General features: G+C 71.5%; 27 protein-coding genes. 17 read left to right on the top strand and 10 right to left on the bottom strand.

Annotated elements, in window-relative coordinates; translation table 11 throughout:
* Positions 1 to 265 precede the first annotated feature (265 nt).
* The 5 genes from OG500_RS29115 to OG500_RS29095 all read left to right on the top strand — a co-directional run bounded on the left by OG500_RS29115 (position 266) and on the right by OG500_RS29095 (position 5,370).
* Positions 266 to 1,183, top strand: a complete 918-nt coding sequence (locus OG500_RS29115; protein ID WP_329584417.1) for a lysylphosphatidylglycerol synthase transmembrane domain-containing protein — start codon at positions 266 to 268, stop codon at positions 1,181 to 1,183.
* An 85-nt stretch (positions 1,184 to 1,268) separates the two neighbouring features.
* Positions 1,269 to 2,723, top strand: a complete 1,455-nt coding sequence (locus OG500_RS29110; protein ID WP_329584415.1) for a dihydrolipoyl dehydrogenase family protein — start codon at positions 1,269 to 1,271, stop codon at positions 2,721 to 2,723.
* A 28-nt stretch (positions 2,724 to 2,751) separates the two neighbouring features.
* Positions 2,752 to 3,114: a thioredoxin family protein gene (locus OG500_RS29105; protein WP_329584413.1), complete on the top strand. Its 363-nt coding sequence runs from the start codon at positions 2,752 to 2,754 to the stop codon at positions 3,112 to 3,114.
* A gap of 386 nt (positions 3,115 to 3,500) precedes the next feature.
* On the top strand, positions 3,501 to 4,532 hold the full coding sequence (locus OG500_RS29100) for an isopenicillin N synthase family dioxygenase (RefSeq protein ID WP_329584411.1): 1,032 nt from the start codon (positions 3,501 to 3,503) through the stop codon (positions 4,530 to 4,532).
* A 121-nt stretch (positions 4,533 to 4,653) separates the two neighbouring features.
* Positions 4,654 to 5,370: a MerR family transcriptional regulator gene (locus OG500_RS29095; RefSeq protein ID WP_327069800.1), complete on the top strand. Its 717-nt coding sequence runs from the start codon at positions 4,654 to 4,656 to the stop codon at positions 5,368 to 5,370.
* Positions 5,371 to 5,412: 42 nt separating this feature from the next.
* On the opposite strand, the gene OG500_RS29090 is transcribed toward OG500_RS29095, so the two are convergent.
* The gene (locus tag OG500_RS29090) at positions 5,413 to 5,706 is read right to left on the bottom strand and encodes a hypothetical protein (protein WP_329584409.1); all 294 of its coding nucleotides are present in this window, start codon (positions 5,704 to 5,706) and stop codon (positions 5,413 to 5,415) included.
* A gap of 397 nt (positions 5,707 to 6,103) precedes the next feature.
* Here OG500_RS29090 and OG500_RS29085 point away from each other — a divergent pair, with 397 nt between their 5' ends.
* The gene (locus tag OG500_RS29085) at positions 6,104 to 8,179 is read left to right on the top strand and encodes a serine/threonine-protein kinase (protein WP_329584407.1); all 2,076 of its coding nucleotides are present in this window, start codon (positions 6,104 to 6,106) and stop codon (positions 8,177 to 8,179) included.
* Positions 8,180 to 8,219: 40 nt separating this feature from the next.
* Here OG500_RS29085 and OG500_RS29080 read toward each other — a convergent pair whose 3' ends face one another.
* Together OG500_RS29080 and OG500_RS29075 are read right to left on the bottom strand one after the other, a co-directional pair.
* Positions 8,220 to 9,506 carry an NAD(P)/FAD-dependent oxidoreductase gene (locus OG500_RS29080; protein WP_329584406.1) on the bottom strand — a complete coding sequence of 429 codons (1,287 nt, stop codon included), beginning with the start codon at positions 9,504 to 9,506 and terminating at the stop codon, positions 8,220 to 8,222.
* A 404-nt stretch (positions 9,507 to 9,910) separates the two neighbouring features.
* Complete coding sequence (locus OG500_RS29075) at positions 9,911 to 10,834, bottom strand: AraC family transcriptional regulator (protein ID WP_329587810.1); 924 nt, start codon at positions 10,832 to 10,834, stop codon at positions 9,911 to 9,913.
* 334 nt (positions 10,835 to 11,168) lie between these two features.
* On the opposite strand from OG500_RS29075, the gene OG500_RS29070 reads away from it, so the two are divergent.
* Positions 11,169 to 11,585: a nuclear transport factor 2 family protein gene (locus tag OG500_RS29070; RefSeq protein WP_329584403.1), complete on the top strand. Its 417-nt coding sequence runs from the start codon at positions 11,169 to 11,171 to the stop codon at positions 11,583 to 11,585.
* Positions 11,586 to 11,661: 76 nt separating this feature from the next.
* On the opposite strand, the gene OG500_RS29065 is transcribed toward OG500_RS29070, so the two are convergent.
* Complete coding sequence (locus OG500_RS29065; protein WP_327069795.1) at positions 11,662 to 12,627, bottom strand: hypothetical protein; 966 nt, start codon at positions 12,625 to 12,627, stop codon at positions 11,662 to 11,664.
* Positions 12,628 to 12,814: 187 nt separating this feature from the next.
* Between OG500_RS29065 and OG500_RS29060 the strand changes: the two genes are divergently transcribed.
* Positions 12,815 to 13,912, top strand: a complete 1,098-nt coding sequence (locus OG500_RS29060; RefSeq protein WP_329584401.1) for an RICIN domain-containing protein — start codon at positions 12,815 to 12,817, stop codon at positions 13,910 to 13,912.
* A 9-nt stretch (positions 13,913 to 13,921) separates the two neighbouring features.
* Here the strand turns inward: OG500_RS29060 and OG500_RS29055 are convergent, their stop codons facing one another.
* Genes OG500_RS29055 through OG500_RS29045 form a run of 3 tightly spaced genes read right to left on the bottom strand, consistent with a single transcriptional unit; the run spans position 13,922 to position 15,220 of the window.
* The gene (locus tag OG500_RS29055; RefSeq protein ID WP_327069793.1) at positions 13,922 to 14,113 is read right to left on the bottom strand and encodes a hypothetical protein; all 192 of its coding nucleotides are present in this window, start codon (positions 14,111 to 14,113) and stop codon (positions 13,922 to 13,924) included.
* Between the two features lie 53 nt (positions 14,114 to 14,166).
* Entirely contained in the window at positions 14,167 to 14,358 is a 192-nt protein-coding gene (locus tag OG500_RS29050) for a hypothetical protein (protein WP_329584399.1), read from the bottom strand.
* A gap of 10 nt (positions 14,359 to 14,368) precedes the next feature.
* Positions 14,369 to 15,220 carry a helix-turn-helix domain-containing protein gene (locus OG500_RS29045; RefSeq protein WP_442907075.1) on the bottom strand — a complete coding sequence of 284 codons (852 nt, stop codon included), beginning with the start codon at positions 15,218 to 15,220 and terminating at the stop codon, positions 14,369 to 14,371.
* A gap of 271 nt (positions 15,221 to 15,491) precedes the next feature.
* On the opposite strand from OG500_RS29045, the gene OG500_RS29040 reads away from it, so the two are divergent.
* Positions 15,492 to 15,947 (top strand): ATP-binding protein, encoded by a 456-nt coding sequence (locus tag OG500_RS29040; RefSeq protein ID WP_329584395.1) that lies wholly within the window; start codon positions 15,492 to 15,494, stop codon positions 15,945 to 15,947.
* A gap of 130 nt (positions 15,948 to 16,077) precedes the next feature.
* Here the strand turns inward: OG500_RS29040 and OG500_RS29035 are convergent, their stop codons facing one another.
* A complete protein-coding gene (locus OG500_RS29035; RefSeq protein ID WP_327069789.1) occupies positions 16,078 to 16,512 on the bottom strand; it encodes a VOC family protein in 435 nt (144 codons plus the stop codon).
* 325 nt (positions 16,513 to 16,837) lie between these two features.
* Here OG500_RS29035 and OG500_RS29030 point away from each other — a divergent pair, with 325 nt between their 5' ends.
* Both OG500_RS29030 and OG500_RS29025 read left to right on the top strand, forming a co-directional pair.
* The gene (locus tag OG500_RS29030) at positions 16,838 to 17,209 is read left to right on the top strand and encodes a hypothetical protein (RefSeq protein WP_327069788.1); all 372 of its coding nucleotides are present in this window, start codon (positions 16,838 to 16,840) and stop codon (positions 17,207 to 17,209) included.
* 93 nt (positions 17,210 to 17,302) lie between these two features.
* Positions 17,303 to 17,671 carry a hypothetical protein gene (locus OG500_RS29025; protein WP_329584392.1) on the top strand — a complete coding sequence of 123 codons (369 nt, stop codon included), beginning with the start codon at positions 17,303 to 17,305 and terminating at the stop codon, positions 17,669 to 17,671.
* A 37-nt stretch (positions 17,672 to 17,708) separates the two neighbouring features.
* Here the strand turns inward: OG500_RS29025 and OG500_RS29020 are convergent, their stop codons facing one another.
* Positions 17,709 to 18,782: an alkene reductase gene (locus OG500_RS29020; RefSeq protein WP_329584390.1), complete on the bottom strand. Its 1,074-nt coding sequence runs from the start codon at positions 18,780 to 18,782 to the stop codon at positions 17,709 to 17,711.
* A gap of 117 nt (positions 18,783 to 18,899) precedes the next feature.
* On the opposite strand from OG500_RS29020, the gene OG500_RS29015 reads away from it, so the two are divergent.
* Both OG500_RS29015 and OG500_RS29010 read left to right on the top strand, forming a co-directional pair.
* On the top strand, positions 18,900 to 19,307 hold the full coding sequence (locus OG500_RS29015) for a MerR family transcriptional regulator (protein WP_329584388.1): 408 nt from the start codon (positions 18,900 to 18,902) through the stop codon (positions 19,305 to 19,307).
* Positions 19,304 to 19,522 (top strand): hypothetical protein, encoded by a 219-nt coding sequence (locus tag OG500_RS29010; RefSeq protein ID WP_329584387.1) that lies wholly within the window; start codon positions 19,304 to 19,306, stop codon positions 19,520 to 19,522. Before OG500_RS29015 ends, OG500_RS29010 begins: the two co-directional genes overlap by 4 nt.
* A gap of 22 nt (positions 19,523 to 19,544) precedes the next feature.
* On the opposite strand, the gene OG500_RS29005 is transcribed toward OG500_RS29010, so the two are convergent.
* Positions 19,545 to 20,540: a helix-turn-helix transcriptional regulator gene (locus tag OG500_RS29005; protein ID WP_329584385.1), complete on the bottom strand. Its 996-nt coding sequence runs from the start codon at positions 20,538 to 20,540 to the stop codon at positions 19,545 to 19,547.
* Between the two features lie 701 nt (positions 20,541 to 21,241).
* On the opposite strand from OG500_RS29005, the gene OG500_RS29000 reads away from it, so the two are divergent.
* The 4 genes from OG500_RS29000 to OG500_RS28985 all read left to right on the top strand — a co-directional run bounded on the left by OG500_RS29000 (position 21,242) and on the right by OG500_RS28985 (position 25,278).
* Positions 21,242 to 21,388, top strand: a complete 147-nt coding sequence (locus tag OG500_RS29000) for a hypothetical protein (RefSeq protein ID WP_329584383.1) — start codon at positions 21,242 to 21,244, stop codon at positions 21,386 to 21,388.
* Positions 21,389 to 22,108: 720 nt separating this feature from the next.
* Positions 22,109 to 22,549: a hypothetical protein gene (locus OG500_RS28995; protein ID WP_329584381.1), complete on the top strand. Its 441-nt coding sequence runs from the start codon at positions 22,109 to 22,111 to the stop codon at positions 22,547 to 22,549.
* 80 nt (positions 22,550 to 22,629) lie between these two features.
* The gene (locus OG500_RS28990) at positions 22,630 to 23,970 is read left to right on the top strand and encodes a C40 family peptidase (protein WP_329584379.1); all 1,341 of its coding nucleotides are present in this window, start codon (positions 22,630 to 22,632) and stop codon (positions 23,968 to 23,970) included.
* A gap of 120 nt (positions 23,971 to 24,090) precedes the next feature.
* Positions 24,091 to 25,278 carry a transglycosylase family protein gene (locus OG500_RS28985; protein WP_329584377.1) on the top strand — a complete coding sequence of 396 codons (1,188 nt, stop codon included), beginning with the start codon at positions 24,091 to 24,093 and terminating at the stop codon, positions 25,276 to 25,278.
* Positions 25,279 to 25,359 lie beyond the last annotated feature (81 nt).

Raw genomic sequence — 25,359 nt, 5'->3', positions numbered from 1 at the left:
CTCGTCGTGAGAAAAACCGCAGAATTCCGCGGAACTCCTGATCGCCTCTCCCCTTCGGCACGGGGAACCCGCCCGTCCCCTTGTGCCCGAAGTCGCCGTGGCCCGGGGACGTCCGGGGACGGTCCGGGGACGGCCGGCGAATCCCCAGCGCGGCTCAGGGTCGCCGTGCGAGCATGCCCCGGTGACAACGGGGATATCGCGCACACGGGGAACCGACCGGCCGTCCTGGCTCAGGTCGAGGTGGCTCCGGCCGCGCACAGTGATCATGGTGGCGGGGGCGCTGGTCTTCGCGCTGCTGCTCTACTTCGAGTTCGCGGCCGCCAAGCGCAAGGTCGATCCGGTCGGCGCGGTGCTGGGCGCCACGCCGGGCTGGGCACTGCTGGCCGTGCTCGCGACGGCGGCCAGCTACCCGGCGGCCACCCTGGGCTTCCTCGGCTTCGTGCCCGAGCGGATCGGCTTCGCCCGGGCGAGCCTGGCCCAGCTGGCCGGCTCCTTCGTGAAGCTGGTGGCGCCCGGCGGCCTGGGCGGCATGGCCCTCAACACCCGGCTGCTGCTGCGCGCCGGGGTGGCGCCGGGCCCGGCGGCCTCCAGCGTGGGGGCCGGGCAGCTGGTCGGCCTGCTGCTGCACCTGCTGCAGCTCGCCTTCTTCCTCTGGCTCACCGGGTTCCACCCCGACCGGAAGTCGGACGGCAACGGCGAGCTGGTGGTGCTCGGCGGCGCGGGGGTCCTGCTGACGGCGGTCCTGGTCCTGCTGGCCGTGCCGCACTGGCGGCGCCGGGCGCTGGGGCGGCTGCGCCCGCTGACCGAGGGGTCGCTGACCCGGCTGCGCGACCTGGCCCGCCACCCGCGCCACCTGGCCGTCGGGATGCTGGGGCAGCTGCTGGTCTCGATGACACTGGCCGGCTGCCTCTACTGCTGCGTGCGGGCGACCGGCGGCGACGCGCGGTTCGCCACCGTGGCGGTGGCCTTCCTGCTCGGCAGCGCGCTGGGCTCCACGACGCCGACCCCGGCGGGCCTCGGCGGCGTGGAGGTCGTCACCGCGACGCTGCTGACGGCCACCAGCGGGCTGGACGCCACCCGGGCGCTGGCGGCCGTGGTGCTGTTCCGGCTGATCACCGTGGTGCTGCCGGTGCTGCCGGGCTGGGCCGCCCTCGGGGTCCTGCAGCGGCGCCAGGCACTCTGAGCCCGTCGCGGCACACCGCGTTCCGGGCGCCGGTGCCCGAGGATGGCTGACGGAACGTCACCCGTCCGCGAGGAAGTGAGTGCAGATGACCGCCGAGGCCACCGACTTTGACGTGATCGTGGTGGGCGCCGGGCCGACCGGCGAGAACCTGGCCGACCGCACCCGGGCCGCCGGGCTGAGCACCGCCCTGGTGGAGAGCGAACTGGTCGGCGGCGAGTGCTCGTACTGGGCGTGCATGCCCAGCAAGGCGCTGCTGCGCCCGCCCGCCGCGCTGAGCGCCGCCCGCGCGGTGGCCGGCTCGCGCGAGGCGGTCACCGGGCGGCTGGACGCGGCGGCCGTGCTGGCCCGCCGCGACTCCTTCGTCTCCCACTGGAAGGACGACGGCCAGGTCGCCTGGGTGGCCGGCACCGGCGCCGAGCTGGTGCGCGGCCAGGGCCGCCTGGACGGCCCGCGCCGGGTGCTGGTGCGCACCCCCGAGGGCGGCGAGCGGCTGCTCACCGCCCGGCACGCGGTGGCGCTGTGCACCGGCAGCCGCGCGATGCTGCCCGCCGACCTGCCGGGGCTGGCCGAGGCCCGGCCGTGGACCAGCCGGGAGGCCACCAGCGCCCGGGCGGTGCCCGCGCGGCTGGTGGTGGTGGGCGGCGGTGTGGTCGGCGTGGAGATGGCCGCGGCCTGGCAGGCGCTGGGCGCCGAGGTCACCCTGCTGGTGCGCGGCGGGCGGCTGCTGCCGCGGCTGGAGCCGTTCGCCGGCGAGCTGGTCGCCGCCGGGCTGCGCGCGGCGGGCGTCGACGTGCGCACCGGGGTGCAGCCGACGGCGGTGCGACGCGAGGGCGCGGTGGTCACCGTCACGCTCGACGACGGCGACTCGCTCGCCGCCGAGGAGCTGCTGCTCGCCACCGGGCGGGCCCCGCGCACCGAGGAGCTGGGCCTGGCCAGCGTCGGGCTGGTCGACGGCGGCTGGCTGACGGTGGACGACAGCTGCGCGGTGCGCGGGGTGGCCGGCGACTGGCTGTACGCGGCCGGTGACGTCAACCACCGCGCGCTCCTCACCCACCAGGGCAAGTACCAGGCGCGGATCGCGGGCGCCGCGATCGCCGCCCGCGCCCTGGGCCGCCCGCTGGAGCTCGGCGCCTGGGGCGCGCACGCGGCCACCGCCGACCTGGCCGCAGTGCCGCAGGTGGTGTTCACCGAGCCGGAGGTGGCGGCGGTGGGCCTCAGCGCCGAGCAGGCCGAGCGGGCCGGGCACCGGGTGCGGGTGGTCGACTACGAGCTGGGCCGGGTGGCCGGTGCCGCGCTGCTGGCCGACGACTACCAGGGGCGGGCCCGGATGGTGGTCGACCTGGAGCGCGAGGTGCTGCTGGGCGTCACCTTCGTCGGCCCGGGGGTGGGCGAGCTGCTGCACGCGGCGACGGTGGCGGTGGTCGGGCAGGTGCCGATCCACCGGCTCTGGCACGCGGTGCCCTCGTACCCGACGGTCGGCGAGATCTGGCTGCGGCTGCTGGAGGCCTACCGGGACGCCCCGCAGGACGCCTCGGAATAGCCGGGCGGCGGGGGTGGTTGGCGCCACCATGACTACCGTGGAACTCACCAAGGACAACTTCGACGAGGTCGTCACCGCGGACTCCTTCGTCCTGATCGACTTCTGGGCGTCCTGGTGCGGTCCCTGCCGCAGCTTCGCCCCGGTCTACGACAAGGCCGCCGAGAGCCACCCCGACCTGGTCTTCGGCAAGGTGGACACCGAGGCGCAGGCGGAGCTGGCCGCCGCGTTCAACATCACCTCGATCCCCACGCTGGCGATCATCCGGGAGAACGTGATGATCTTCGCCCAGCCCGGCGCGCTGCCCCCGGCCGCGCTGGAGGACGTGATCCAGCAGGCCAAGAAGCTGGACATGGCCGAGGTGCACGCGAAGATCGCCGCCGAGCAGTCCTGAGGCGCGGCGGCCCGGTTCCGGCGGTGGACCGCCGGCACCGAGTGCGGGCTGTCCGGCCACCCCGACCGGAATACTTCGGCCACTCACTTTGGCCGGTCTGACTATCGACGGGCTTTGGCATGCGCGCGCATAATCGCCTGTCATGCAGGTCACACCCCGCCCACCACCCTGAGGCATCTACCCTGGTGGACGTGCTTATTCTCGTCAGGCGTCGCCACGTGGACCTGCTCCGCGTCACGAGCATGTCCTGTCGCGGCCACCGCTGACCCCGTTCTCCCACACTTCCAGGACCCCGGCACCCGGGTCGCGGCGCCATCATCCGCCGCCTCCCCGGTCCACCCGGCCACCGCCGGGACCGTCGGGCCGAACCAGCGGATGTCACCCTCATGTCGCAGCAGCACATAGCCACCCCCACCGCCGCCACCCCCGCCACCGCTCTCCCGGTGATCGACCTCTCGGCCGCCTCGGGCACCCCGGAGCAGCGGGCCGCGCTGCACGCGGACCTCCTCCACGCGGCCACCGAGGTCGGCTTCTTCCATCTGATCGGCCACGGCGTCACCGAGCAGGAGACCACCGAGCTGACCGACGCCATGCACGCCTTCTTCGCCCTCCCCGAGGCGCAGCGGCTGGCGATCAGCAACCTCAACTCCCCGCACTTCCGCGGCTACACCCGGATCGGCGACGAGCGCACCGGCGGTCGCAGCGACTGGCGCGACCAGCTCGACATCGGCAACGAGCTGCCCGTGCACCGCCCCGGTCCCGGCGAGCCGGACTACTGGTGGCTGGAGGGCCCCAACCAGTGGCCGGAGGGCCTGCCCGCGCTGCGCACCGCCACGCTCGGCTGGATCCACCGGCTGAGCGGGGTCGCGCGGCTGCTGCTGCACGAGCTGCTGACCGCGATGGGCGCCAAGGCCGAGTTCTACGACCCCGCCTTCGCCGACCGGCCGCACCTGCGCCTCAAGCTGGTCCGCTACCCCGGCAGCGCCCCCGACGGCACCGGGCAGGGTGTCGGCGCGCACAAGGACTACGGCTTCCTCACCCTGCTGCTGACCGACGGCGTCGCCGGGCTCCAGGTCGAGATGCCCGACGGCGAGTTCCTGGACGTGCCGCCGATGCCGGGCGCCTTCGTGGTCAACCTCGGCGAGCTGCTGGAGGTGGCCACCGACGGCTTCCTGAAGGCCACCAACCACCGGGTGGTCAGCCCGCCCGGCGGTCGCGAGCGCTACTCGGTGCCGTTCTTCTACAACCCGCGCCTGGACGCCCACATCGAGCCGCTCGACTTCCCGCACGCGCACCACGCCCCCGGTGCCTCGGCGGACCCGGACAACCCGCTCTACGCCGAGTTCGGCCGCAACGAGCTGAAGGGCTACCTCCGCGCCCACCCCGAGGTCGCCCGCCGCCACCACCCGACGCTCTGAGCCCCGCTCCTCGAACGGGCGCCGCCCACTGCCCTTCCGGGCAGGGCCGGCGCCCGTTCGCCGTTTCCCGGCGCTGCCGCACTGCTAGTGTCACAGCAGGACTGTCGAACCGGGAGCCCCGATGCCTGCCACTGTGCCCCTTCGTCTGACCGTGGACGAACTCGCCGCGCGGGCCGGGGTCACGGTGCGGACGGTGCGTTTCTACAGCGGGCGGGGGCTGCTGCCGCCGCCCGAACTCGGGCCGCGGCGGGTCGGGTTCTACGGGGCCGGGCACCTGGACCGGCTGGAGCTGATCGAGGAGTTGCAGCGGCAGGGGCTGACGCTCGCCGCGATCGAGCGCTACCTGGCCCAACTCCCGCCGGACATCGGCTCGCTGGACCTGGCGATCCACCGGGCCCTGGTGGCCGCGTGGACGCCGGAGAGCACCGAGGAGGCCGAGGTCGGGCAGCTCTGCCGCCGGGTGGGGCGGGAGTTGACCGAGGACGACCTGGACCGCCTGGTGGCGATGGGGGCGCTGCAACGCACCGAGCGGGTCGGGGTGTTCCGGGTCGAGCCCGGGCTGCTGCCACTGGGGGCGCGGCTGTTGGACCTGCCGATACCGCTGGAGACCATCGTGGCGACCCGGGCGGTGGTCCGCCTGCACAGCCAGGCCACCGCACGGGAGTTGCACCGCCTGTTCCGGGAGACGGTGTGGAAGCCGTTCCGGGAGAGCGAGCCGGCCGAGGCCGAGGTCGAGCGGATGCGCGAGCTGACCGGGCAGATCGAGCCGATGCTGACCCAGGCCCTGGTGACGGCCTTCCACCGTTCGCTGGCCGAGCAGTTGGCCGAGGGCCGCTGACCGCGGCCCCCGGCCCGCCCGCGAACTGGGCGGTTTCTGCTGTCAGTTCACGTAGAGGTCGGCCTCGCCCATGATGCCGGAGCCGGTGAACGGCGGGTTGAACGGCGTCCAGGTGCAGTAGAACGACGTCCACTGATGGTTGGCGACACCCTGGTTGCCGAAGTAGGTGCACTGGTCCTGGTAGTAGTACGTGGCGTGCAGGGTGTAGCCGGGCGGGGTGACCGCCGGGGCGGCGGTCGCCGCGGAGGCGGCGGTGGCGGTACCGGCAGTCGCGAGGCCGGCGCCGACGGCCAGGGCGAGGGCGGCCGCGGTGCGGATGCGTCGGGTCATGGTCATGCCGTGGAGCCTTTCGTGGGGGGAGAGAAAGGAACGGAACGGGAGCCCGGACCCGCCGAAGCGGGGGCAGCACGAGGCTATTGAACTGGTCTGGACCAGTCAATGGTTTCCGTTCATCTCAGCTCACGGCATCCCGGCTCGCGCCACTCCCCTGACGTCACCTCAAAAAGCCCCCAGGAGACAGTCCCCCTTCGGTTGAGCCCGGTGTGCGGTCCCAGCCGTAGAGGCTACGGGACCACCTTCCGGTGGCAGGAGCCCAGTCCTGCCACCGGAAGGTGTCCCTGACTCGGTACCACCGCGGCCTGCCGGGAGTCGACCTGTTCGCGGTCGACACCAACGGCTCACTGGAGGAGCGGACCTGGCTCTGATGCGAGTACAGCCGCGGTACGCTGCCGGGATGTCTGCTGGGATGTCCGTCGACGGCCGCTACCGGCTGGAACAGCGGCTCGGGCAGGGCGGGATGGGCGAGGTCTGGCGGGCCCACGACCCCGCACTCGACCGCCCGGTCGCGATCAAGTTCCTCTCCCGGCAGGTGGCCGTCGACGGCGAACTCCTGGAGCGGTTCCGCCGCGAGGCGAGGGTCACCGCGCGGTTCCAGCACCCCGGCATCACCCAGGTCTTCGAGACCGGCTCCCACGACGGGCAGCTCTACCTGGTGATGGAACTGCTCGACGGGCGCGACCTGGGCGCACTGCTCAAGGAGCAGGCGTCCCCGATGCCCGTCGAGCAGGCGGTGGACCTGGCCGCCCAGGTCGCCGACGCGCTGGCGTACGCGCACCGGAAGGACATCGTCCACCGGGACATCAAGCCCGCCAACCTCATGCTGGTCGAGGGCGGCCGGGTCAAGGTCTGCGACTTCGGAATCGCGGGGTACATCCGGGCCGACTCCGACCTCACCCGGACCGGCCGCCTCATCGGAACCCCCGCCTACATGGCCCCGGAACAGTGCGAGGGGCGGCGGGTCGACGGACGGGCGGACCTCTACGCGCTGGGCTGCGTGCTCTTCGCGCTGCTCACCGGGCAGCCGCCGTTCAGCTCGCTCGGGAGCTACCCGGCGGTGCTGGTGGCCCACCTGCGGACGCCGCCACCGCTGTTGTCCGAGCGCCGGACGGGGGTGCCGGACGCGCTCCAGCGGATCGTCTCGGCGCTGCTCGCCAAGGATCCGGCGGCACGGCCCGGGGACGCGGGGGCGGTGGCGGAGCAGCTCAGGCGGGTGGGGCGGCCGGGCGCGGGGGGCGCCGTCCTCGCGGCTCTCCCGGACCTCGCGGCTCCCCAGGTTGTCCCTGCTCCCCGGCCGATACCGCCCGCCGCCGGCGAACCGGGCCGGCCCTCGGCCCCGGCCGGCTCGGGGATCGAGCTGGAGGTGTGCCAGAACGAGTACCTGCCGCCGGAGGCCGTGACGGCCGACGCCATCGTGACGGTGCGCGGGACGGACGCGGACCCGCCGGACCCGGCGGCCGCCGCGCCGCGCTCGCTCGTCCTGCTGCTCGGGCTCTCGACCGGACTGCCGGAGGCCGACTTCCGGGCCGTCAGGCGCGCTGTCGCCGAGGCGATCGACGCACTGGACGAGGGCGTCGCCTTCGCGGTGGTGGCCGGCTCGCAGTACGCGCGGATGCTGTACCCGGACAGCATGCGGCTGGTCCCGGCGACCGCGGCGACGAAGGCCGAGGCGCGGGCCGCGCTGGAGCGGTTGGAGCCGATGGCGGCGGCGGCCTTCGGGCGTTGGCTGCGGCTCGCCGACCGGCTGTTCGCCGCCCACGCCGACACGGTGCGCACGGCGATCCTGCTGACGGACGTGGACGCGGCGGCGGAGCGGCCGCAGGAGCTGGCCGCGGCCCTCACCGCCACGGCGGGGCGCTTCGCCTGCCACGCGCGCGGGATCGGCACCGCCTGGTCGGTGGCGCAACTCCGGTCGGTCACCAGCGCGCTGAGCGGGACGCTGGGCATCGTGGCCGAACCGGCGGCGCCGACGGACCTCCTCGCCCACGAGCTGGCGTCGATCATCGACAGCACCCGGCACGCCTTCGCGCGCAACCTCGCGCTGCGGATCAGGATGCCGGCGACCGTTCGGCTGCGGTTCCTCAAGCAGGTCGCACCGCTCCTGGAGGACCTGACCGCGCGCGGCGAGCCGGTGGGCCCGGGGACGTTCGAGTACCCGATCGACGTCCCGGGCAACGGGTCGAGCGACTACCACCTGTCCCTGGCAGTGCCGCCGGGTCGCGTCGGCGACACGATGCGGGCGGCCGAGCTGAGGGTCGTCCTGCTGCCCCCGGCGGGCGACGGGCAGACGCTCGCCCGGCAGGCGGTGCTGGTGACGCGGACGGACGATGCGTGGGCGGAGACCGGCCGGCCCGCCCGCTCCGCAGGACAGGAGGTCCGGTACACGGGACAGGAGGACCTGGCCCGCGCGATCCAGGAGGCTCTCGCGGCCCGGCGCGACGGTGGTGAGTCCCAGGCACCGCCGCGCCACTGACCTCGATCGGGCGCGGTGTCCCCCGCCGTGCGGCAGCCGGTCATGACCCCGCGTGCGACAGGTGCTCGGGCGGCACGACCGTCCCGCCGCGGTGCCTGAGGTTGACGGCCGAAGCCCGGGCCAGTGCCACGGGGTTCAGGAAGCGCAGCGGACCGATCAGGCGCGAGGCGAACAGGTACGTGTGCCGCGCCATCGCCTCGTCGCGCGCCGCCGCCGAGAACATCAACCGCTCCATCGGGTTGAACGGACGTGCCGTGGCGAAGTCGGCGGCCAGGTACTGGTGGCCGCGCAACCGGCGCCAGTGCTTGCGTGCGTAGGCCGCGAGCGCCCGGTCGAGGTCGCCCTGCCCGGTCGCGGCCGGGGCGAGGGCCGCTGCCAGCCAGTGCGCGGACTGCAGGGCCCACCCGCACCCCACACCCCACAGGGGGTCGGCGGTCAGGGCGGCATCGCCGATGAGCGCGACGCCCGGTGCGGTCGGTTTGCGGCTGTGCAGCGGGTAGTTGACCGTGCCGATGAGCTTCGAGATGCGCTCGGCGGCGTCGATGGGCGGCGCCTCGGGCAGGGCACGGACGAATGCGGAGAAGCTGCCCTCCAGGTCCTTCCGGAAGGCCGGCAGCCGCTTCTTGTCCGGCAGCACCGCGACGACCGTCACCCCGTCGTCGTTGGGGAACGCGTACGCCATGTCGGGCTCCAGGAACCAGACATGACCGATTCCGCCGGGCAGCGGGAGATCGCGGTACTGGGCGAGATAGCCGAACCGCGCGTTCTCGTGCAGCCGGACAGGCGCCCCGGCGTACTTCGCCACGGCCGAGTCCTTGCCATCGGCCCCGACCACCAGGCGGGCCCGGATCTCGCGCTCGCCCTGCGGTGTCGAGACACGCACCCCCGAGGAGCGCCCGGCCTCCCGGAGCAGCCCGGTCACCTGGTGACCGAGGAGCAGATCGACGCCGGGAGTGTCCCCCGCGCGGGACCTGATCAACGGGTCGAGGGTGCTGCGCCGGACGTTGTAGGCGTACGGCAGCTCGGGGCCGCCCGGCGCCGCCCTGGGCTCTATCCATCCCCAACGGGTGTACAGGCGGGACTGGTTGCGGACGGCTCCGGCCTCCTCGAGAGCGGGTATGAGGCCGATCTCGTCCAGCACCGGGTAGGCGTTGGCCGTGATGGAGTGGGTGCAGAGCACCTTGTACGCATCGGGGTCCGAGCGGCGTTCCAGCAGCGCGACGCGGACACCGCGTCGAGCGAGCAGGATCGCCGCGGCGCTACCGGCGAGGCTGGCCCCGCTGATGACGACGTCGTAGTCGTACCCCGCACTCTCAGGCTTGGTCATGTGCTGATCGCTCCCTTCGAGGTGGTGCCGTTCATGGGAGTGGTGCCATGCCAGTGCTGTCAGGAACATGAGCAGTTGTCAAGACTTCCGGCGCTCCCCAGGACCGCACGGCGGGCGGGCCCTCGGGCGCCGCACCACACCGTGGCGGGATCCGCTATCCGTTCCCGCGGCGGATCTGCGGACGTTTTCGGATAGCGCGGCCGCCACGCGGCTGGTGATGCTTGGCGAGGCCCGCGTTCCGTACGGCGGGCGCCGTTCTCAGCACCAGTACCCGGGAAAACAGCCACATGCCCAGCACACGGAAGCCCTCCGGTCCCGCCCGCGCCCTCGCCCCACTCCTCGCCCCAGCCACCGGCGTGGGCACTCCCGGGTCCGCCAACTAGTCCGGGACCAGCGGCAGACGGTCACGCCGAGCGGCGGAGCGTCTGGGACGGCGTGACTCCGTAGCAGTGGCGATAGGTCTGCGCGAACCGGCCCAGGTGGGTGAAGCCCCAGCGGAGCGCGACGTCCGTCACCGTTCCGGTGCCGCGTCCGTCGGCGATCGCCTGCAGGTCGCGGTGGGCCAGATCGAGGCGGACCCGGCGCAGATGGGCGAGCGGGGTGGTCTGCAGGTGGGTGCGGAAGCCCGCGCGCAGGCTCTGCGGGCTGACCCGGGCGGCCCGTGCCATGTCGGCCACCGAGATCGGCTCGTGGGCGTGCTCGGCGCAGTAGGCCGTGGCGCGGCGCAGCGCGCTCGGCAGGATGCCGGCGCCGCGGTCGGACAGCGCATCGGCGAGCGAGTGCGGCTGGGCGTCCAGCAGGCCGTGGACCAGCAGCTGCTCGTAGTGGCCCTGGCCGAGCGGCGACCGGTCGAGCAGACCGGCCCCGGCCCAGTCCGCGAATCCGGCCAGGCCGCGCAGCCAGGCGCCGGTGGCGCCGTCACCGGCGAGCACCGACTCGAACCGGGGCGGGCCTGAGGGCACTTCACCGAGGCGGGCGGCCAGCGCCTGCTCGATCGCCTCCCGGCGGATGATCACCACCCGGGCCAGCGTGTCCGCACTCCAGGCCATCGACAGCCGCTGCCCGGGGCCGGCCATGCTCAGGGTCGAGCGGAGCTGCCTGCCGTCGATCGCGACCGAGCCGCTGCCGGCGAGCGGGACCTGAACGTAGAAGTCGGGCAGCTCGCCCGGCTCGATCGCGACCGACGCGCCGTAGCCGATCTCGTACATGGACACCGTGCCCTGGCGCAGGCAGCGGAAGCTGGCTTGAAGACCAAGCGAATTGACCGAACGATCGTTCAGAATTCTTAGCCTGTGTGTAGTGAAATGCCGGCTCACCGCCGCTTGCATCCCCGAGGCGTCCTCACCCGCGAACACCACGCCGGGCGCCCCGGCCGGTGGAGCCGCACTGGTGCCGACCAGCCCTGTCCCCACGCTCACTCCTCTGACCTGTGCTGATGACGACGACGGACGCTGCAGCCTAGCTGTCGCGTGGCACGCTGACCATCAGGATCGAGTCATGAGCCGTACCTCCGGCTCGAGTCGCCGACCGACGGCCGTCAGCAGGCGGCAGCGATCTGCCGGTGCCGTGACAGTGCGGGCTGCGACCTTGGGAGTGGTCAGCGCGCCCTGAACGCGCAAAGGCCGTCCACAACCGCCAGTGAGAACGAGGGGGAATCGAGCAATGGACCAGTCGCTCGTGGAGCGCATGCGGGAGTACCTGAACGCCGGCCTCGCCATGGACCTGGAGGCACTCGACGCCACCTACGACCCGGACTTCGAGAACATCAGGGTCGACGACGCCGGTCAGGTGGTGACCCTGACGAAGGCCCACTTCATGGCACGCTTCCGAGCCCTGCGGGACCAGGGCCTGAGGATCGGCGAATCGATCGACGACGTACGCTTTCTGGCCACCAGCGTCTACGACGACCACGGATCGATCATCATGCACAGGCACCAGGACGGCGTCCCGGGGCTCTACAACTTCGTCTGGCGCCGGAAGGACGGACGCTGGGCCACGCTCCTGCGCGAGTTCACCGTCGACAAGGACCTGACCGACCTGGTCAGGACGACGGAGAGCGCGAACCGCCTCGCCGGATGACCCGGTGCCTCCTCCGGTGGACGCGTGCCGCATCATCGGGGACGTCCGCGGGAGGAGGATCGGTTGTCCGCACCGATCAGAGCCAGCCGCGCCTGGCCGCCTGGACGCCGGCCTGGAAGCGGGTGGTGGCGCCCAGCCCGGCCAGCAGCGCGGAGACCCGGCGCACGACGGTGCGGCGGCCCAGTCCCAGCCGTCTGGCGATGGCGTCGTCGGTCGCGCCACCGGCCATCAGCGTCAGGATCTGCCGGTCCCGGGCGTCGATCCCGGGGCCGATGCCCGCCGTCGACATCGGAACGGCGAGCCGCCACAGGCCGTCGAAGACGTTGGCCAGGGCCCGGAAGAGGCTGGAGGGGCGGACCACGAGCGCGATCACACCATGGTGGTCGTCGGCGTCGAGCGTCACGACGGCCGACTCGCGGTCACCGATGGCGAGCTTCATCGGCGGATCGTCCAAGGTCCGGGCCTGCTCACCGGCCTCGATCATGCGCGCCAGATTGGGGCCGGCGATCGGGTCGTCGAACGCGGTCCCGTGGTAGATGACCCGGTAGACGACCCCGGCGGCCATCCGCTCGCGCTGCAGCGCCTCCTGGTCGGGGTAGTAGTCGGGCGTCCCGGAGTACGGCGGCATGTCGATGACCCGCACCTCGTGACGGGCGGACCGCTGGAGCTGCCGCACGGCCGCCAGGACGCGGCCGGCGCCCTCGACGACCTCCAGCGCACCGTAGTGGCCCGCATCCCTGCGGGCGAAGCGGTAGAGCCGCTCCAGCTCCGCACCGGCCCGCCGCAGCTCGGCCCGGCGTACGGCGTCGCGTTCGAGCATCGCCCCGACCACCTGCGCGGGCGGCAGGGCGTCCCAGGCCCGGGACTCCGGGTCGAGCGTCACCACGGCGTCATCGGCCGCGAGTTGCTCCAGCGCCGCCCGGACGACGGCCTCGCTCAGGCCCGCCCGCGCCGCCAACTCGCCCGCCGACGCGCGCGGCAGGCCGACGAGCGAGCGGTAGACCCGCCCGCTGTCGGAGTCGGGATCCAGCACCGTGTCCACGCCGCCCCCACTTTGCCGTGTCCATGCCGAGAGTCTCGCCAACGGAAGCGTACCGCGCGCATGGCGCACATGGGCCGATGGCCCGTATGCGCCACCCGTCCGCTCTGGCACTCGGCGCTTCGGCACTGAGAGTGTCGTCATCCGAACACCCAGTGCCGAGCGGAAGAGCAGAGAGGAAGCGACACCTGTGACGTCAAACCCGGCCCCGAGCCACTCGGTGCCCCACCTGCGAGCGATAGCGGCGATCCTGATCACCTGTTGCATCGCCCTGGGGATCACGGCATCCCCGTTCTCGGCGGCCAAGGCCCACGCGGACACCGGCTGCGCCGCGCAGCTCCAGTGCCTGACGTTCACGTCCCTCAGCAACGGACGCCACCTCGACGTGCAGAACGGGACGATGGGCGCCGGCGCCTACATCGTCACCAACTCGGCGCCCGGCTACCACCAGTCCTGGCACCTGAACGTCAACCCGACGGACTCGTCCTTCAGCATCGTGAACAACGACACGGGCAACTGCATCGACCTCGCCATCCTGGTGCCGGCGCTGCGGCAGCAGGCCTGCCAGGGCCAGGCCAGCCAGAACTGGTACTTCCAGCCGGTGCCCGGGGCCACCGACGCGTTCATGATCCGCCACCAGGGCGACAACACCTGCCTCGACCTGATGCTCGGCGCCCAGTACGACGACGCCTGGACCGACCAGTACACCTGCAACGGCACGGCGAACCAGGAGTGGTCCACGGGTGCGCCCGCGGCGGCGATGAACCTGGCGGTCGACCACGGCGCCAAGCAGTGCCAGCAGGATCCGTCCAGCTGCACCTGGACCGAGAAGAGCGAGGCGGCGGCGGCTCCGCTGCCGAAGCAGTGCGTCTCGTCGGTCTGGTTCAACAACACGAGCAGCACGGTCGCGCAGGTCTTCGGCGTCCAGCAGATGAGCGGCTGGTCCAACACCATCGGGGCCGACATGGGAACGCAGTTCACCGCGGGGACCCCGAACAGCGTGGGCGTGCTCCAGGGCATGATCAAGGCCGACCTGACCACCAGTCACGTATGGAACGGTTCCACCACGGTCAACAACAGCGTCACGGTGACCGTGCCGCAGCAGCAGTACGGCTGGGTGACCCTGTCGGAGCTGGCGAAGAAGGTGACCGGCACTTGGACCTTCGACGCCCGCGGCATCCCGTGGACGGCCGACGACACCATCACCGTGCCGCTCGCGGACGACCCGAGCGGCGGCGCCACGCTCTACGTCGCGAACACCAGCCCGACGTTTACTTCGTGCTCGTGACCTGCTGAGCTAGAGGAGATGGTCGGCCTTGCCCGCCTTGATGTCGAGGATGAAGGCGCGCAGGGCGGCGAGGGAGTCGGTGATGGGGTGATCCTCCTGGCCGGCCACGGCGATGTAGGCGTTGCCGGCGGAGTCGGTGCCAAGACGGAAGCAGTTGCTGCAGTCCTGGCAGAACGGGTCTTCCCAGGTGATCTCAGGCATCGGGTCTCCGATCGATGGCGTGTGGGGCAGCGCGGACGCGCTGCCCCTTCGCGCTACAGGAGATGGTCGGCCTTGCCCGCCTTGATGTCCAGGATGAGCGTTCGGAGAGCCGAGACCGAGTCGGTGATGGGGTGATCCTCCTGGCCGGCCACGGCGATGTAGCCATTGCCGGCGGAGTCGGTGCCAAGACGGAAGCATGAGTTGCCCTCACCGCAGAACGGTTGCTCCCAAGTAACGCCAGGCATAGAACTCTCCTTACAGATGGTGAGCGATCTCGCGGATGACGTCACGAGATCGTTCTGGACTCAACGCCAGTTCTTCCAACCTGTCCAGCTGAGCCCGATATTTCGCGAGCTGGCCATCCGCGTCCAGGAATTCGGGCCCGTGCGTCCTGTCCACCTGCACGGTGTCGAGCTGTGGCACGGGCCCCTCGGCATACAGGACGGTCTGTCCGGCTCCCGGGAAGGCGCCGTGGTCAAACGGGACAACGCGGAGCGTGATGTTCGCCCGCTCGGACAAGTCGAGCAGGTACTCAAGCTGCGCCCTCGCGACCTGTCGGCCGCCGAACTGCATTCTGAGCGCAGCCTCGTGGACGACCGCAACACAGGGAATCAGTGCGTCGCCCGTGAGTACCTGCTGGCGCTCAGCGCGATGTGCAAGGCGTAGCCCAACCTCGTGCTCGGGCAACGCCGGAAGCACGGCACGAAAGACGGCAAGCGCGTAGTCCGAGCTCTGCAACAGCCCCGGAATGTGCACCGTGTTGCTGGTCCGCAGCCGCGTCGCGTGGGCTTCGAGTTCGGCGATGTCGAGCAAGCCCTGCGGAAGGCTGCCGCGATACCGCTCCCACCACCCCTTGCTCCCGGGCTGCACCATCTCGACCAAGGCATCGATGTACTTTTGCTCCACGCAGTGGCAGTTGTGAGCCAGCGTGCGCAAGCGCTCGGCACTGATCGGCCGCAGGCCTGACTCCATATTGGAGATCTTGCCGCGATCCACTCCGAGCAGGCCCGCCGCGAACTCGGCGCTCATGCCCGCCGACGTCCGGATCTTCCGCAGCTCGCTCCCGATGCGCTTCTGCCGTTCGGTGATGGCCATCCTGGGCGTCATGCCGTTCCTTCCCTGTGACGTCCCATGCAGTCTGCCGCCCGCGAGCACTGACCCACCATCACCTGGATGAGTTACCTCGATCTACTGGCAAATTTACCCCACGGCGAGCTACTCTCGGTGTTGCAAGGATCACACACGGCTAGATCCGGAAGTGCACCGCGCGAGCATGCCCACCATCCCTGGACCAGGCATGCCCGGGCCCAGGGAGGCAAGCCACCGGCGCGGCCGATTCACCATCGCTCAACCACCGCACACCCGCGAGGAGTCAGCCATGTCTGTTATCCCGCTCCCGGCCGCCGCCACCGCGCGTCCCCTCCCCACCCTCCCCTCCATCCCGGCGCACTGGCGCTTCCCGGCCGCGCTGGCGTCCGTCTCCGAGGCCCGGCGCGCGCTCGCTGCCGCGCTCCCCCCGCACACCCCTCCCCAACTCTCCTACGAGCTGCGCCTCCTGACCTCGGAACTCGTCACCAACGCGATCCGCCACGGCGCCCGCGCCGACGAGGACGAACTCGTGGAGCTCATCTACTGGATCGCCGACGGCCACCACTGGCTCGCCGTCTCCGACCCCGGCCCGAACCAGCCCGTCCTGCTCTCCCCCGGCCCCAGGACCTGCAACGGCCGCGGCCTGCTCCTCGTCGACTCGCTCAGCGACGTGTGGGCCGTCGTCCCCCGCCTCCCCCGCGGCAAGACCGTCGTCGCGGGCCTCCGCCGGCACACCGGTTCCTGACCACCGCTCACGCCGCGCCGGTGCGCTGCACAGAGTCCCGCAGCCCCGGCAGCGCGGCCGGTCCGCACAGCAGACTTACCGTCAGCACGTCTACGGCGGGCGGTATCGTCCGCGACCAGGACACCGAATGTCAGCCGATCCGCTCCGACAGCTCGACGACGATCCCCTCCGGACCGCGGACGTAGCACATCCGATAGCCCTTGTACCGCTCCAGCCCACCGACCAGATGTGCGCCGCGGGCCGCCAAGTCGGCCACGACGGCGTCGATGTCCTCGACGGCGAAGGCGACATGGCGGATGCCCGGCGTGTTCGCCGGCGCACCGCCATCGCCTCCCGGGCCTTGCGGCGCGTGGTACTTCGTCAGCTCGAGCCGCCCGTGGCCGTCCGGGGTCTGCACGATCGCGAAGTCCGCCCTGACGCCCTCGAGCCCCACGATGCGCTCCACCCAGCCGCCCTCGACCGACCCTTCGCGTTGCACCTCGAGCCCGAGCCCGACGAAGAACGCCGTCGCGGCCGGGAGGTCCTCGACGACGATGCCCACGTGGTCCATCCGCTGGATTGTCATGCCACCGAGCATAGGGTCCGGCCATCGGGCTCCACCAGCACCCCACAAGAGCCCCCGACAGCACCGGCCCCCTCCTGCAGCCCCGCCCACAGAGCACCGTGGAATCCCCAACTCGCGGACACCACCGGCCCCGTGCGACCCCTGGGCCTCGCACGCACCCTGTGCCGCGGCGAGCCGGGGCTGAGGCCGTCCGACGCCGTCCGGGAGCGTCCGGGAACGTCCGGGACGGTGCTCGACCGGTTGTTCCGCGTTCCGCCGGCTGCTGAGGTTCGGGGTGTGCCCCGGTGCCGACTCCGGGGCGGCACCGACTCATTGGAGGAGCTCCATGCGATTCACCAAGACCAGGAAGCGCGCCGCGGCTGCCGTCATCGCCGCGGTGGCGATGGCCGGGATCGGGATCGGGACCGCGTCCTCGGCCCAGGCCGCCGAGGGCACCTGGGGGTTCGGCACCGGTGGCTGTGCGGCGACGGAGATCATCCAGCTCGAGGGCGGCCACGACTACATGGCGATCGACCCGACCGCCAACCCCGGCCACTGTCTGTTCGGCATCTTCGACCGGAACAGCTGGAGCTGGATCTACGGCGCGACCACCAGCGGAGGCGAGTCGCCGTACTACTACGACGGTCCGGGCCAGAGCCTGGAGGCGTGCCTGATCGACACGAACACCAACACCTGGGCCTGCGGCCCGGTCAACTGACCGAGGTGCGGTGAGTGCGGCGGGCGCGGGCCCTCGGGTCCGCGCCCGCCGCGAGGGCAAGGCGCAAAACCCGACCATCACAGGAGGAGTACCGTGCGATTCACCACAACTGCCGGACGCGCAGCGGCCGTCGCGCTCGCAGCGGCCACGCTCGGCCTGGGCGCCACGACCGCGGCCCAGGCCGTCACGATAGGCGGCAGCACCACCATCACCAACGGCAGTTGCACGGTGCTGGCGGAATACTTCAACGGCGACCTGGCCTTCCGTCTGGCCCTCGGCGGCGTCGGCTGCTCCTTCGGCATCGTCGACTCGACCACCGGGAGCTGGATCCAAGTACCGGCGCCCCTCGCCCCCGAGGGGTGGTACTCACGCTATGTGGGCCCGGACAGGAAGCTGTCCGGCTGCGTGTACTCGGGCATGAGCACCATCCCGGTGTGTGCCCCGATCGCCCCCAGCGCGTGACCCACTCGGCTGAGCGCGGCCCGGCCCCCGCCCGACCTCACCCCGCGTACTGGTACGCCGGATACGTCAAGTACCCCGCATCGCCGCCCTGGTAGTACGTGGCCTCGTCCACCGGCGCGATCGGGAGCCCGCCCCGCAGCCGTTCGACCAGGTCGGGGTTGGCGATGAAGGCGCGGCCGAAGCTGATGAGGTCGGCGCCCAGGGCGAGCCAGTGGTCGGCGTCGTCCCGGCCGGTCTGCTTCGGTCCGAGCGGGAACACCGGGTTCATGATGAGGGTGCCCGGCCACGCCCGGCGCAGCGCGACGAGCACCTCCTCGTCGGTGGTGGCTTCGAGGTGCACGTACGCCAGCCCCAGGGGCGCCAGTTCGGTCAGCAGCGCCGTGTAGAGCTCGCGGACCTCGGTCTCCTCGACGCCCCAGAAGGTCACGCCGGGTGAGAGCCGGATGCCGGTCCGCTCCCCGCCGACGGCCGCCACGGTGGCGGCGACGGCCTCGACGGCGAACCTGATCCGGTTGGCGATCGGGCCGCCGTAGCGGTCGGTGCGCAGGTTGGCGTTGGACGAGAGGAACTGCGAGATCAAGTAGCCGTTGGCACCGTGCAGTTCCACGCCGTCGAAGCCCGCGTCGAGGGCACGGCGGGCGGCCGAGGCATAGGACTGCGCGTGCTCGGGCACCTCGGCGGTCTCCAGCGCGCGCGGCATCGGAGCGGGCTGGGGCCCGGTGGCGGTGAACACCTCGCCGAGAGCGGGGACGGCCGAGGGCCCGACCGGCTGCAGGCCGGTGGTGTCCGGGTGCGAGACCCGGCCGCCGTGCATGAGCTGGGCGAAGATCCGGCCGCCGTTGGCGTGGACGGCGTCGGTCACCGGGCGCCACGACTCGACCTGCTCGTCGGTGTGCAGGCCCGGCGTGCCCGGGTTGGACTGTCCGATCAGGCTCGGCTGCACGCCCTCGCTCACGATCAGCCCGGCCGTGGCCCGTTGGGCGTAGTAGCTCGCCATCGACGGCGTCGCCAGACCGCCCGCGGCGGCGCGGCTCCGGGTCATCGGGGCCATGACCGTCCGGTTGGGCAGCGTGAGGCCGCCCAACCGGTAGCTGGTGAACAGGGTCGTCATGTCAGGACTCCTTCGTGGTCCGCCCGGCCCGTGCCTCGGGCCTGGCAGCTACGCTAGAACCTCACATTGACGTCAGAGGCAAGCCTCTGTGACACAGACCTCAGTGGGGAGGACTCGGTGCGGATCGGGGAACTCGCGTCGCGAGCCGGAGTCAGTGTCCGGTCCGTGCGCTACTACGAGGAGCAGGGGCTGCTCACCAGCACCCGCAGCCCGAGCGGGCAGCGGCACTACACGGACAGCGACGTCGAACGGGTCGCGTTCATCCAGCGGTTGTACGCCGCGGGCCTGTCCAGCCGGACCATCATCGAGCTACTGCCCTGCGTGGACGCGCCCAGCGAGCAGCACTCCGACCTCGCCCTGGAGCGGATGGCGGCGGAGCGCCGGCGGCTCACCGCGCACATCGCCGACGTCACGCGGACCAGGGACACGCTCGACCGGCTGATGGCCACGGCCCGGTCCCACCGGGACCGGCAGGGCGACGACCACGCCCACGACGACCACGCCCACCCGTGCGGAGCCCAGTGACCGGCGACGCCTCACCGGCCGTCTGGCGGGCCACCGGGCTCGCCTGGAGCACGGGGGCGGCGGCGCTGGAGTGGTCGACCCCCGGCGACGGCGCCCCGAAGACGAGCCCGCTCGACCTCGGCGCCGCCGCCGAGCGCGCCGCCGCCCTGCTCGCGACTGCCGAAAGCGCCAAGTCCCTGTCCTGGCCGGAGGGGCAGACCCGCACCGACTCTTGAGTCGAAGGGCTTTCCGCACTCCTCAGTCGGCGCCCGGCAGCCACCCCTGCTGGACGGCGCGGACACCAGCCTCGAAGCGGCTGCGGGCACCCAACCGTTCCATCAGCTCGGTGGCCAGACGCCGGGCGGTACGGGTCGAGACGCCCAGCCGTTTGGCGATCGCCTCGTCGGTCAGCCCGCCCGCGAGCAGTTGGACGGCCGCCGTCTCCTGGGTGCTGAGCCCCCGGGCGTCACGGACCAGAATCTCGCCGAGAGGCTGCGCACCGGACCAGACGCACTCGAACAGCGCGCACAGCGCGGCGAGCGTGCCGTGTCCGGTCAGCACGACGGCACCCGCGGCGGAATCCTCGCTGCTGACGGGGATCACCGCCGTTGTCCGGTCGGTGATGATCATGCGGGTGGGCAGGGTCGGCGCGGTGCGGACCTGGCCACCGCGCTCAGCCAGCCAGTTGGCATGCAAGACGGTGGGCGCGTTGTTGCGCAGACTGTCCAGGTAGACGGTACGCATCCGCACGCCACGGCGCAGCAGGTCGTCATTGAGCGGACGCGACGCCTTCATGTTCTCCTCGGTCTGCGCGCCGTCGGGCGCGAAGGCCATCACCTCGCTCCGCACTGCCCGGGTGAGGGCGGCCAACCGGTCCCGGATCGCGTCCAGGCCGGTCAGCTGCTCGACTTCGACACGCCGGACAGCGGGCCGCAAGTCGGCGTAGTCGGCGATGAGCTCGGCCGCGGCCACCCGGGACGCCTCGATCCGCATCTGCTGGGCGGCGAGTTCGCTCTGTTGCCGGGCCATCAGCAGTTCCATGCCGATCTCGGGGGAGACGGCCCGCAGTTCGCCGTTCCGCTCGTGCGAGGGCCGCAGCAGGGACAGGTCGCTCAGTCTGTCCAGGGCCTCGCGAACCGACTCCTCGGCGAGGTCGAGCCGTTCCGCCAGCGCCGCGAAGCCGTCCCCCGGATGCGCGAGCATGCTGCGGTAGACGGCCTCCGACGTTGCATCGAGACCAAGCGCAACCAGCATTTGTGTCCCCCCGACACCAAGAACCCCCGTTCCTTACGCACGCGATCATTTCATACTACGTTTTTGTGAACCAGGGCCCGGTACCTGGCCTCTTCTGGCCAAGGACCGAAGCGTCCAGGCGGATCCTCTATGAGCCCGATGCCCGTTTCGGGAGAGTCGACACCATGTACCTGATCCATGCGAGATTCCGCCCACCGACGACCGGGCACCCGTTGCCGCCTCGTCTCGCCGCCCTGCTGCAGGCGACGGCGGCACCGCAGGACGGTATCGAACACATCGCGGTGCACGCTGAGGCCACCCCGTACCCGACGCTCGGGGTCTACCTGCTGGCGGACTGCCTGCGGGATGCGGAGGAACAGGTGACCCGGCTCAGCCGGAACTGGACAATGGACACCGCGCCGCTCGGGGGCTGGAGCCTGGTGAGCGCTGAGGCTCCGCTCGTCGCGCCCTTCTACGAGAAGCTGCTGTCCGAGTCCGCCTCCCCCACCGACCCGGCTCGGTGGACTCTTTGGGCCAGGGACACTTCGGGCCAGTTGATCTCTCTTCTCCGGCGGTTCGGATACGGCGAAGCTGATGACCACAGCCGGGGAGCAACGCCCGGCAGGCAAGCAGAAACCGCACCCGCATCACCTGGGGCAGCGTCACCGCGAGACGCGACAGGCGGGTCGGTACCTCTACCGGTCACCTCAAGGAGAATTCGCATGATCCGCACCCCTCTGGTGCTGACCGCCATGACCGCCGCCCTCGCCCTCGGCGGACTGCTCCCGGCGGCCGCCCTGGCCGCGGCCCCGCAGCCGACCGTCAGCGCGGTGTCCGTCGTCGCACCGAACGACATGGGCTGGCAGTAGCCGTACACCGTTCGACCTGACCGCTGCCCCGGTGGGGCAGCCGTCCCTTCGGATTCCCGGCCGGCCCGACGCCCTGGGGGGGCGCTCCACGGACCCGGTCCCATCCACCTGAACCGACACCTGGCACCGACAGCCGGGTGTTCAGCATGCCCGAAGCGGGGGAGCTCCACTGTGAACATCACGAAATCGATGGTCCTTCGAGCAGCGGTTGCACTTTCCGCGCTCACCACGGGCGTGGTGGCGACCGTGACACTCGGCGGCGGTGCGAGCGCCTCCGATGTTGCGCGGGGCAGTGCAGCAGCGTCACAGGTCTCGCCGGGCTCCGCAACCGGTACGCCGTCGACGGGTTCGCCGGGCGCAGTCACGCCGAGCGCATCCGCAGGCAGCGCCGCCACGGCTGCCGCCACGCCGGCTGCGCCCGCACCACAGACCGACAGCTCGGGCCAGAACGGTCGGCCTGAAACGGTCAGCGCGGCTCCCAGCGCCGCCACCCCCAAGCCGACCTCTTCGAAGGCCTCACCGAACGCATCGGTCAACGCCCCCTCGAACGCCCCGGTCGGTGCCTCCGGCGCGAGTCCCGCGGCCGGCGCCGCGCAGCCGGCGCCCGCTCCACTGCAGCCGGCTCAACTCCCGGACAGCGCAGCCGCCTCCTGGCAGCCGATCGCGCCGCCGCACACCCAGGCGGTCACCCACCAGGTCCGGCTCAACGAGTGCGCCGCGGTGGACAGCGCCGCGAACTGGCAGCAGCAGGGGTACGTGAGCTCGTTCCAGACCCCGGCCATCCAGGACTCCTTCACCTTCGCCGACAGCGCCGACGCACAGAGTGCCTACCGCGCCCTGCTGACCGCGATGGACGGCTGCCAGGACCGGTCCCAGACCTTGCAGACCAACGCGAAGATCACCGCTGACGCGAAAGTGACCAAGACCGCCACCAGCACCGACGGCACGGCCTACACCCGCGTGTGGACCGGCGTCGCCGGGATTTCCGCTCCGGGGCCGCAGACCGACCACGTCTACTTCGTACAGCGCGGCAGTGTGCTGACGGTGCTCCAGTACGGGGTACCCGCTGGCACCGACGGCGACCGCTCGCAGACGGTCTCCGACGACCAGGCAGCGCTGGCCGCCCTGTCCAACGGGCTCGACACCCCCGCTGCCGGCTGAACCAGCCCGCGACTCTCCACGCCCAGCTTCCGTTCCGGCTCCATCCTCCCCATCCCTTTTGACCAGGAGTGGACTTCTCCATGTCTCGTCTCACCCGTACCGCCTCCCGTTCCCTGGCGGCCTTCGTCGCCGCCGGCCTCGGCAGCACCCTGTTCGCCGTCGCTCCCGCCGCCCACGCGGCGTCGAGCGTGGGGGGCCAGATCACCCGCAGCGAGGTGCTGGCCCGGGCTCAGAGCTGGGTGGACCAGGGTGTCCCGTACAGCGAATCCGCCAACCACTCCGACGGCAACGGCTCGTACCGCGAGGACTGTTCGGGATTCGTCTCGATGGCCTGGCACCTGAACGACAGCTACGTGACGCAGACGCTGCACGAGGTCTCCAACCCGATCAGCCGCTCCCAGCTCGCTCCCGGAGACATCCTCGACTACGAGGCGGCGCACACGTTCCTCTTCGCCAACTGGACCAACCAGGGCAACGGCGACTTCACGTACTACGCCGAGAGCAACTCGCACTACCCCACCCACGGTCCGACCTCGGCCAACATCAACGACTCCACGCTGGAGGGCTGGCCGAACAGCTACTACACCGCCTTCCGCTACAAGAACATCGTCGACGACCCGGCGCCTGCTCCTTCGCGTCCGGCGCGCACCGCGGTGGGTGACTTCAACAGCGACGGCAAGCTCGACGTGGTCGGCATCGACGCCAACAACAACATGATGCTCTACACCGGCGACGGCCAGGGCCACGTGGGCGGCGGCTCCCCGATGCTCGGCACCACCGGCCTGTGGGCCAACTTCAAGGCCATCGCCACCGGCGACTTCAACGGCGACGGCAAGACGGACGTCGCCGGCATCGACGCCAACAACAACCTCATGCTCTACACCGGCGACGGCCAGGGCCACCTCGGCGGCGGCACCCCCATGCTCGGCACCAACGGCCTGTGGGCCAACTTCAAGGCCATCACCGCCGGCGACTTCACCGGCTCCGGCCACACCGACATCGCGGGCATCGACGCCTACAACAACCTGATGCTCTACCGCGGCGACGGCCAGGGCCACCTCGCCGCCGGCACCCCCATGCTCGGCACCAACGGCCTGTGGGCCAACTTCAAGGCCATCACCGCCGGCGACTTCACCGGCACCGGCCACCTCGGCATCGCCGGCATCGACGCCAACAACAACCTGAAGTTCTACCAGGGCGACGGCAACGGCAACGTCGGCGGCGGCATCAACATGCTCGGCGACAACGGCCTCTGGACCGGCTTCCACTCCGTCATGGCCGGCGACTTCGGCACCGGACACCTCAGCATCGCCGGCATCGACGCCAACAACAACCTCAAGCTCTACACCGGCGACGGCCAGGGCCACGTCAGCGGCGGCACCGACATGCTCGGCGGCAACGGCCTCTGGGCCGGCTTCTGACAACTGGCGGGCCGCCAGGATCTGACCGCCCCTGGCGGCCCGTCGGCTTCCATCACCCGCGCTGCCACCAACTTCCCCGTGCAGCCACTGCCTCGTGCCATGAACATCCAGGAGATTCCCGTGCACCGATCCACCGCTCTCCAGGCCGTCCGGAAGACAGCTCTGTTCTCCGCCGTCCTGTCCGGAGCACTGCTCTGTGTCCCGGCCACCTCGGCTCACGCCGCCTCGATCGCCACCTGGGACAAGGTCGCCCAGTGCGAGAGCAGTGGTGACTGGAGCATCGACACCCATAACTCCTTCTACGGGGGCCTGCAGATCTCCAGCCAGACGTGGGCCGCGTTCGGCGGCACCGCCTATGCCCCGGAGGCCAACCTGGCCAGCAAGGAGCAGCAGATCCTCATAGCGGAAAAGATACTCGCCGGCCAGGGTCCGGGTGCCTGGCGAAAGTGCGGGGCGGATGCCGATCTCGGTGCCGACCACGCCGACCCGTACCCGTCCGACCCGACTCCGCCTGCTCCTTCGCGTCCGGCGCGCACCGCGGTGGGTGACTTCAACAGCGACGGCAAGCTCGACGTGGTCGGCATCGACGCCAACAACAACATGATGCTCTACACCGGCGACGGCCAGGGCCACGTGGGCGGCGGCTCCCCGATGCTCGGCACCACCGGCCTGTGGGCCAACTTCAAGGCCATCGCCACCGGCGACTTCAACGGCGACGGCAAGACGGACGTCGCCGGCATCGACGCCAACAACAACCTCATGCTCTACACCGGCGACGGCCAGGGCCACCTCGGCGGCGGCACCCCCATGCTCGGCACCACCGGCCTGTGGGCCAACTTCAAGGCCATCACCGCCGGCGACTTCACCGGCTCCGGCCACACCGACATCGCGGGCATCGACGCCAACAACAACCTCATGCTCTACACCGGCGACGGCCAGGGCCACCTCGCCGCCGGCACCCCCATGCTCGGCACCAACGGCCTGTGGGCCAACTTCAAGGCCATCACCGCCGGCGACTTCACCGGCACCGGCCACCTCGGCATCGCCGGCATCGACGCCAACAACAACCTGAAGTTCTACCAGGGCGACGGCAACGGCAACGTCGGCGGCGGCATCAACATGCTCGGCGACAACGGCCTCTGGACCGGCTTCCACTCCGTCATGGCCGGCGACTTCGGCACCGGCCACCTCAGCATCGCCGGCATCGACGCCAACAACAACCTCAAGCTCTACACCGGCGACGGCCAGGGCCACCTCAGCGGCGGCACCGACATGCTCGGCGGCAACGGCCTCTGGGCCGGCTTCTAGGCCGTGTCTCACAATTCCCGCCAGGCGCGCGACGCCGGGCGCCCAACGCCGCGCGCTGATCCGACGCGAATTGTGAGACAC

It is taken from the genome of Kitasatospora sp. NBC_01250 (assembly GCF_036226465.1).
Taxonomy (GTDB): Bacteria; Actinomycetota; Actinomycetes; order Streptomycetales; family Streptomycetaceae; genus Kitasatospora.
Note: the sequence above shows the minus strand (reverse complement) of the source record. Positions and strands in the feature narration are given on the sequence as shown.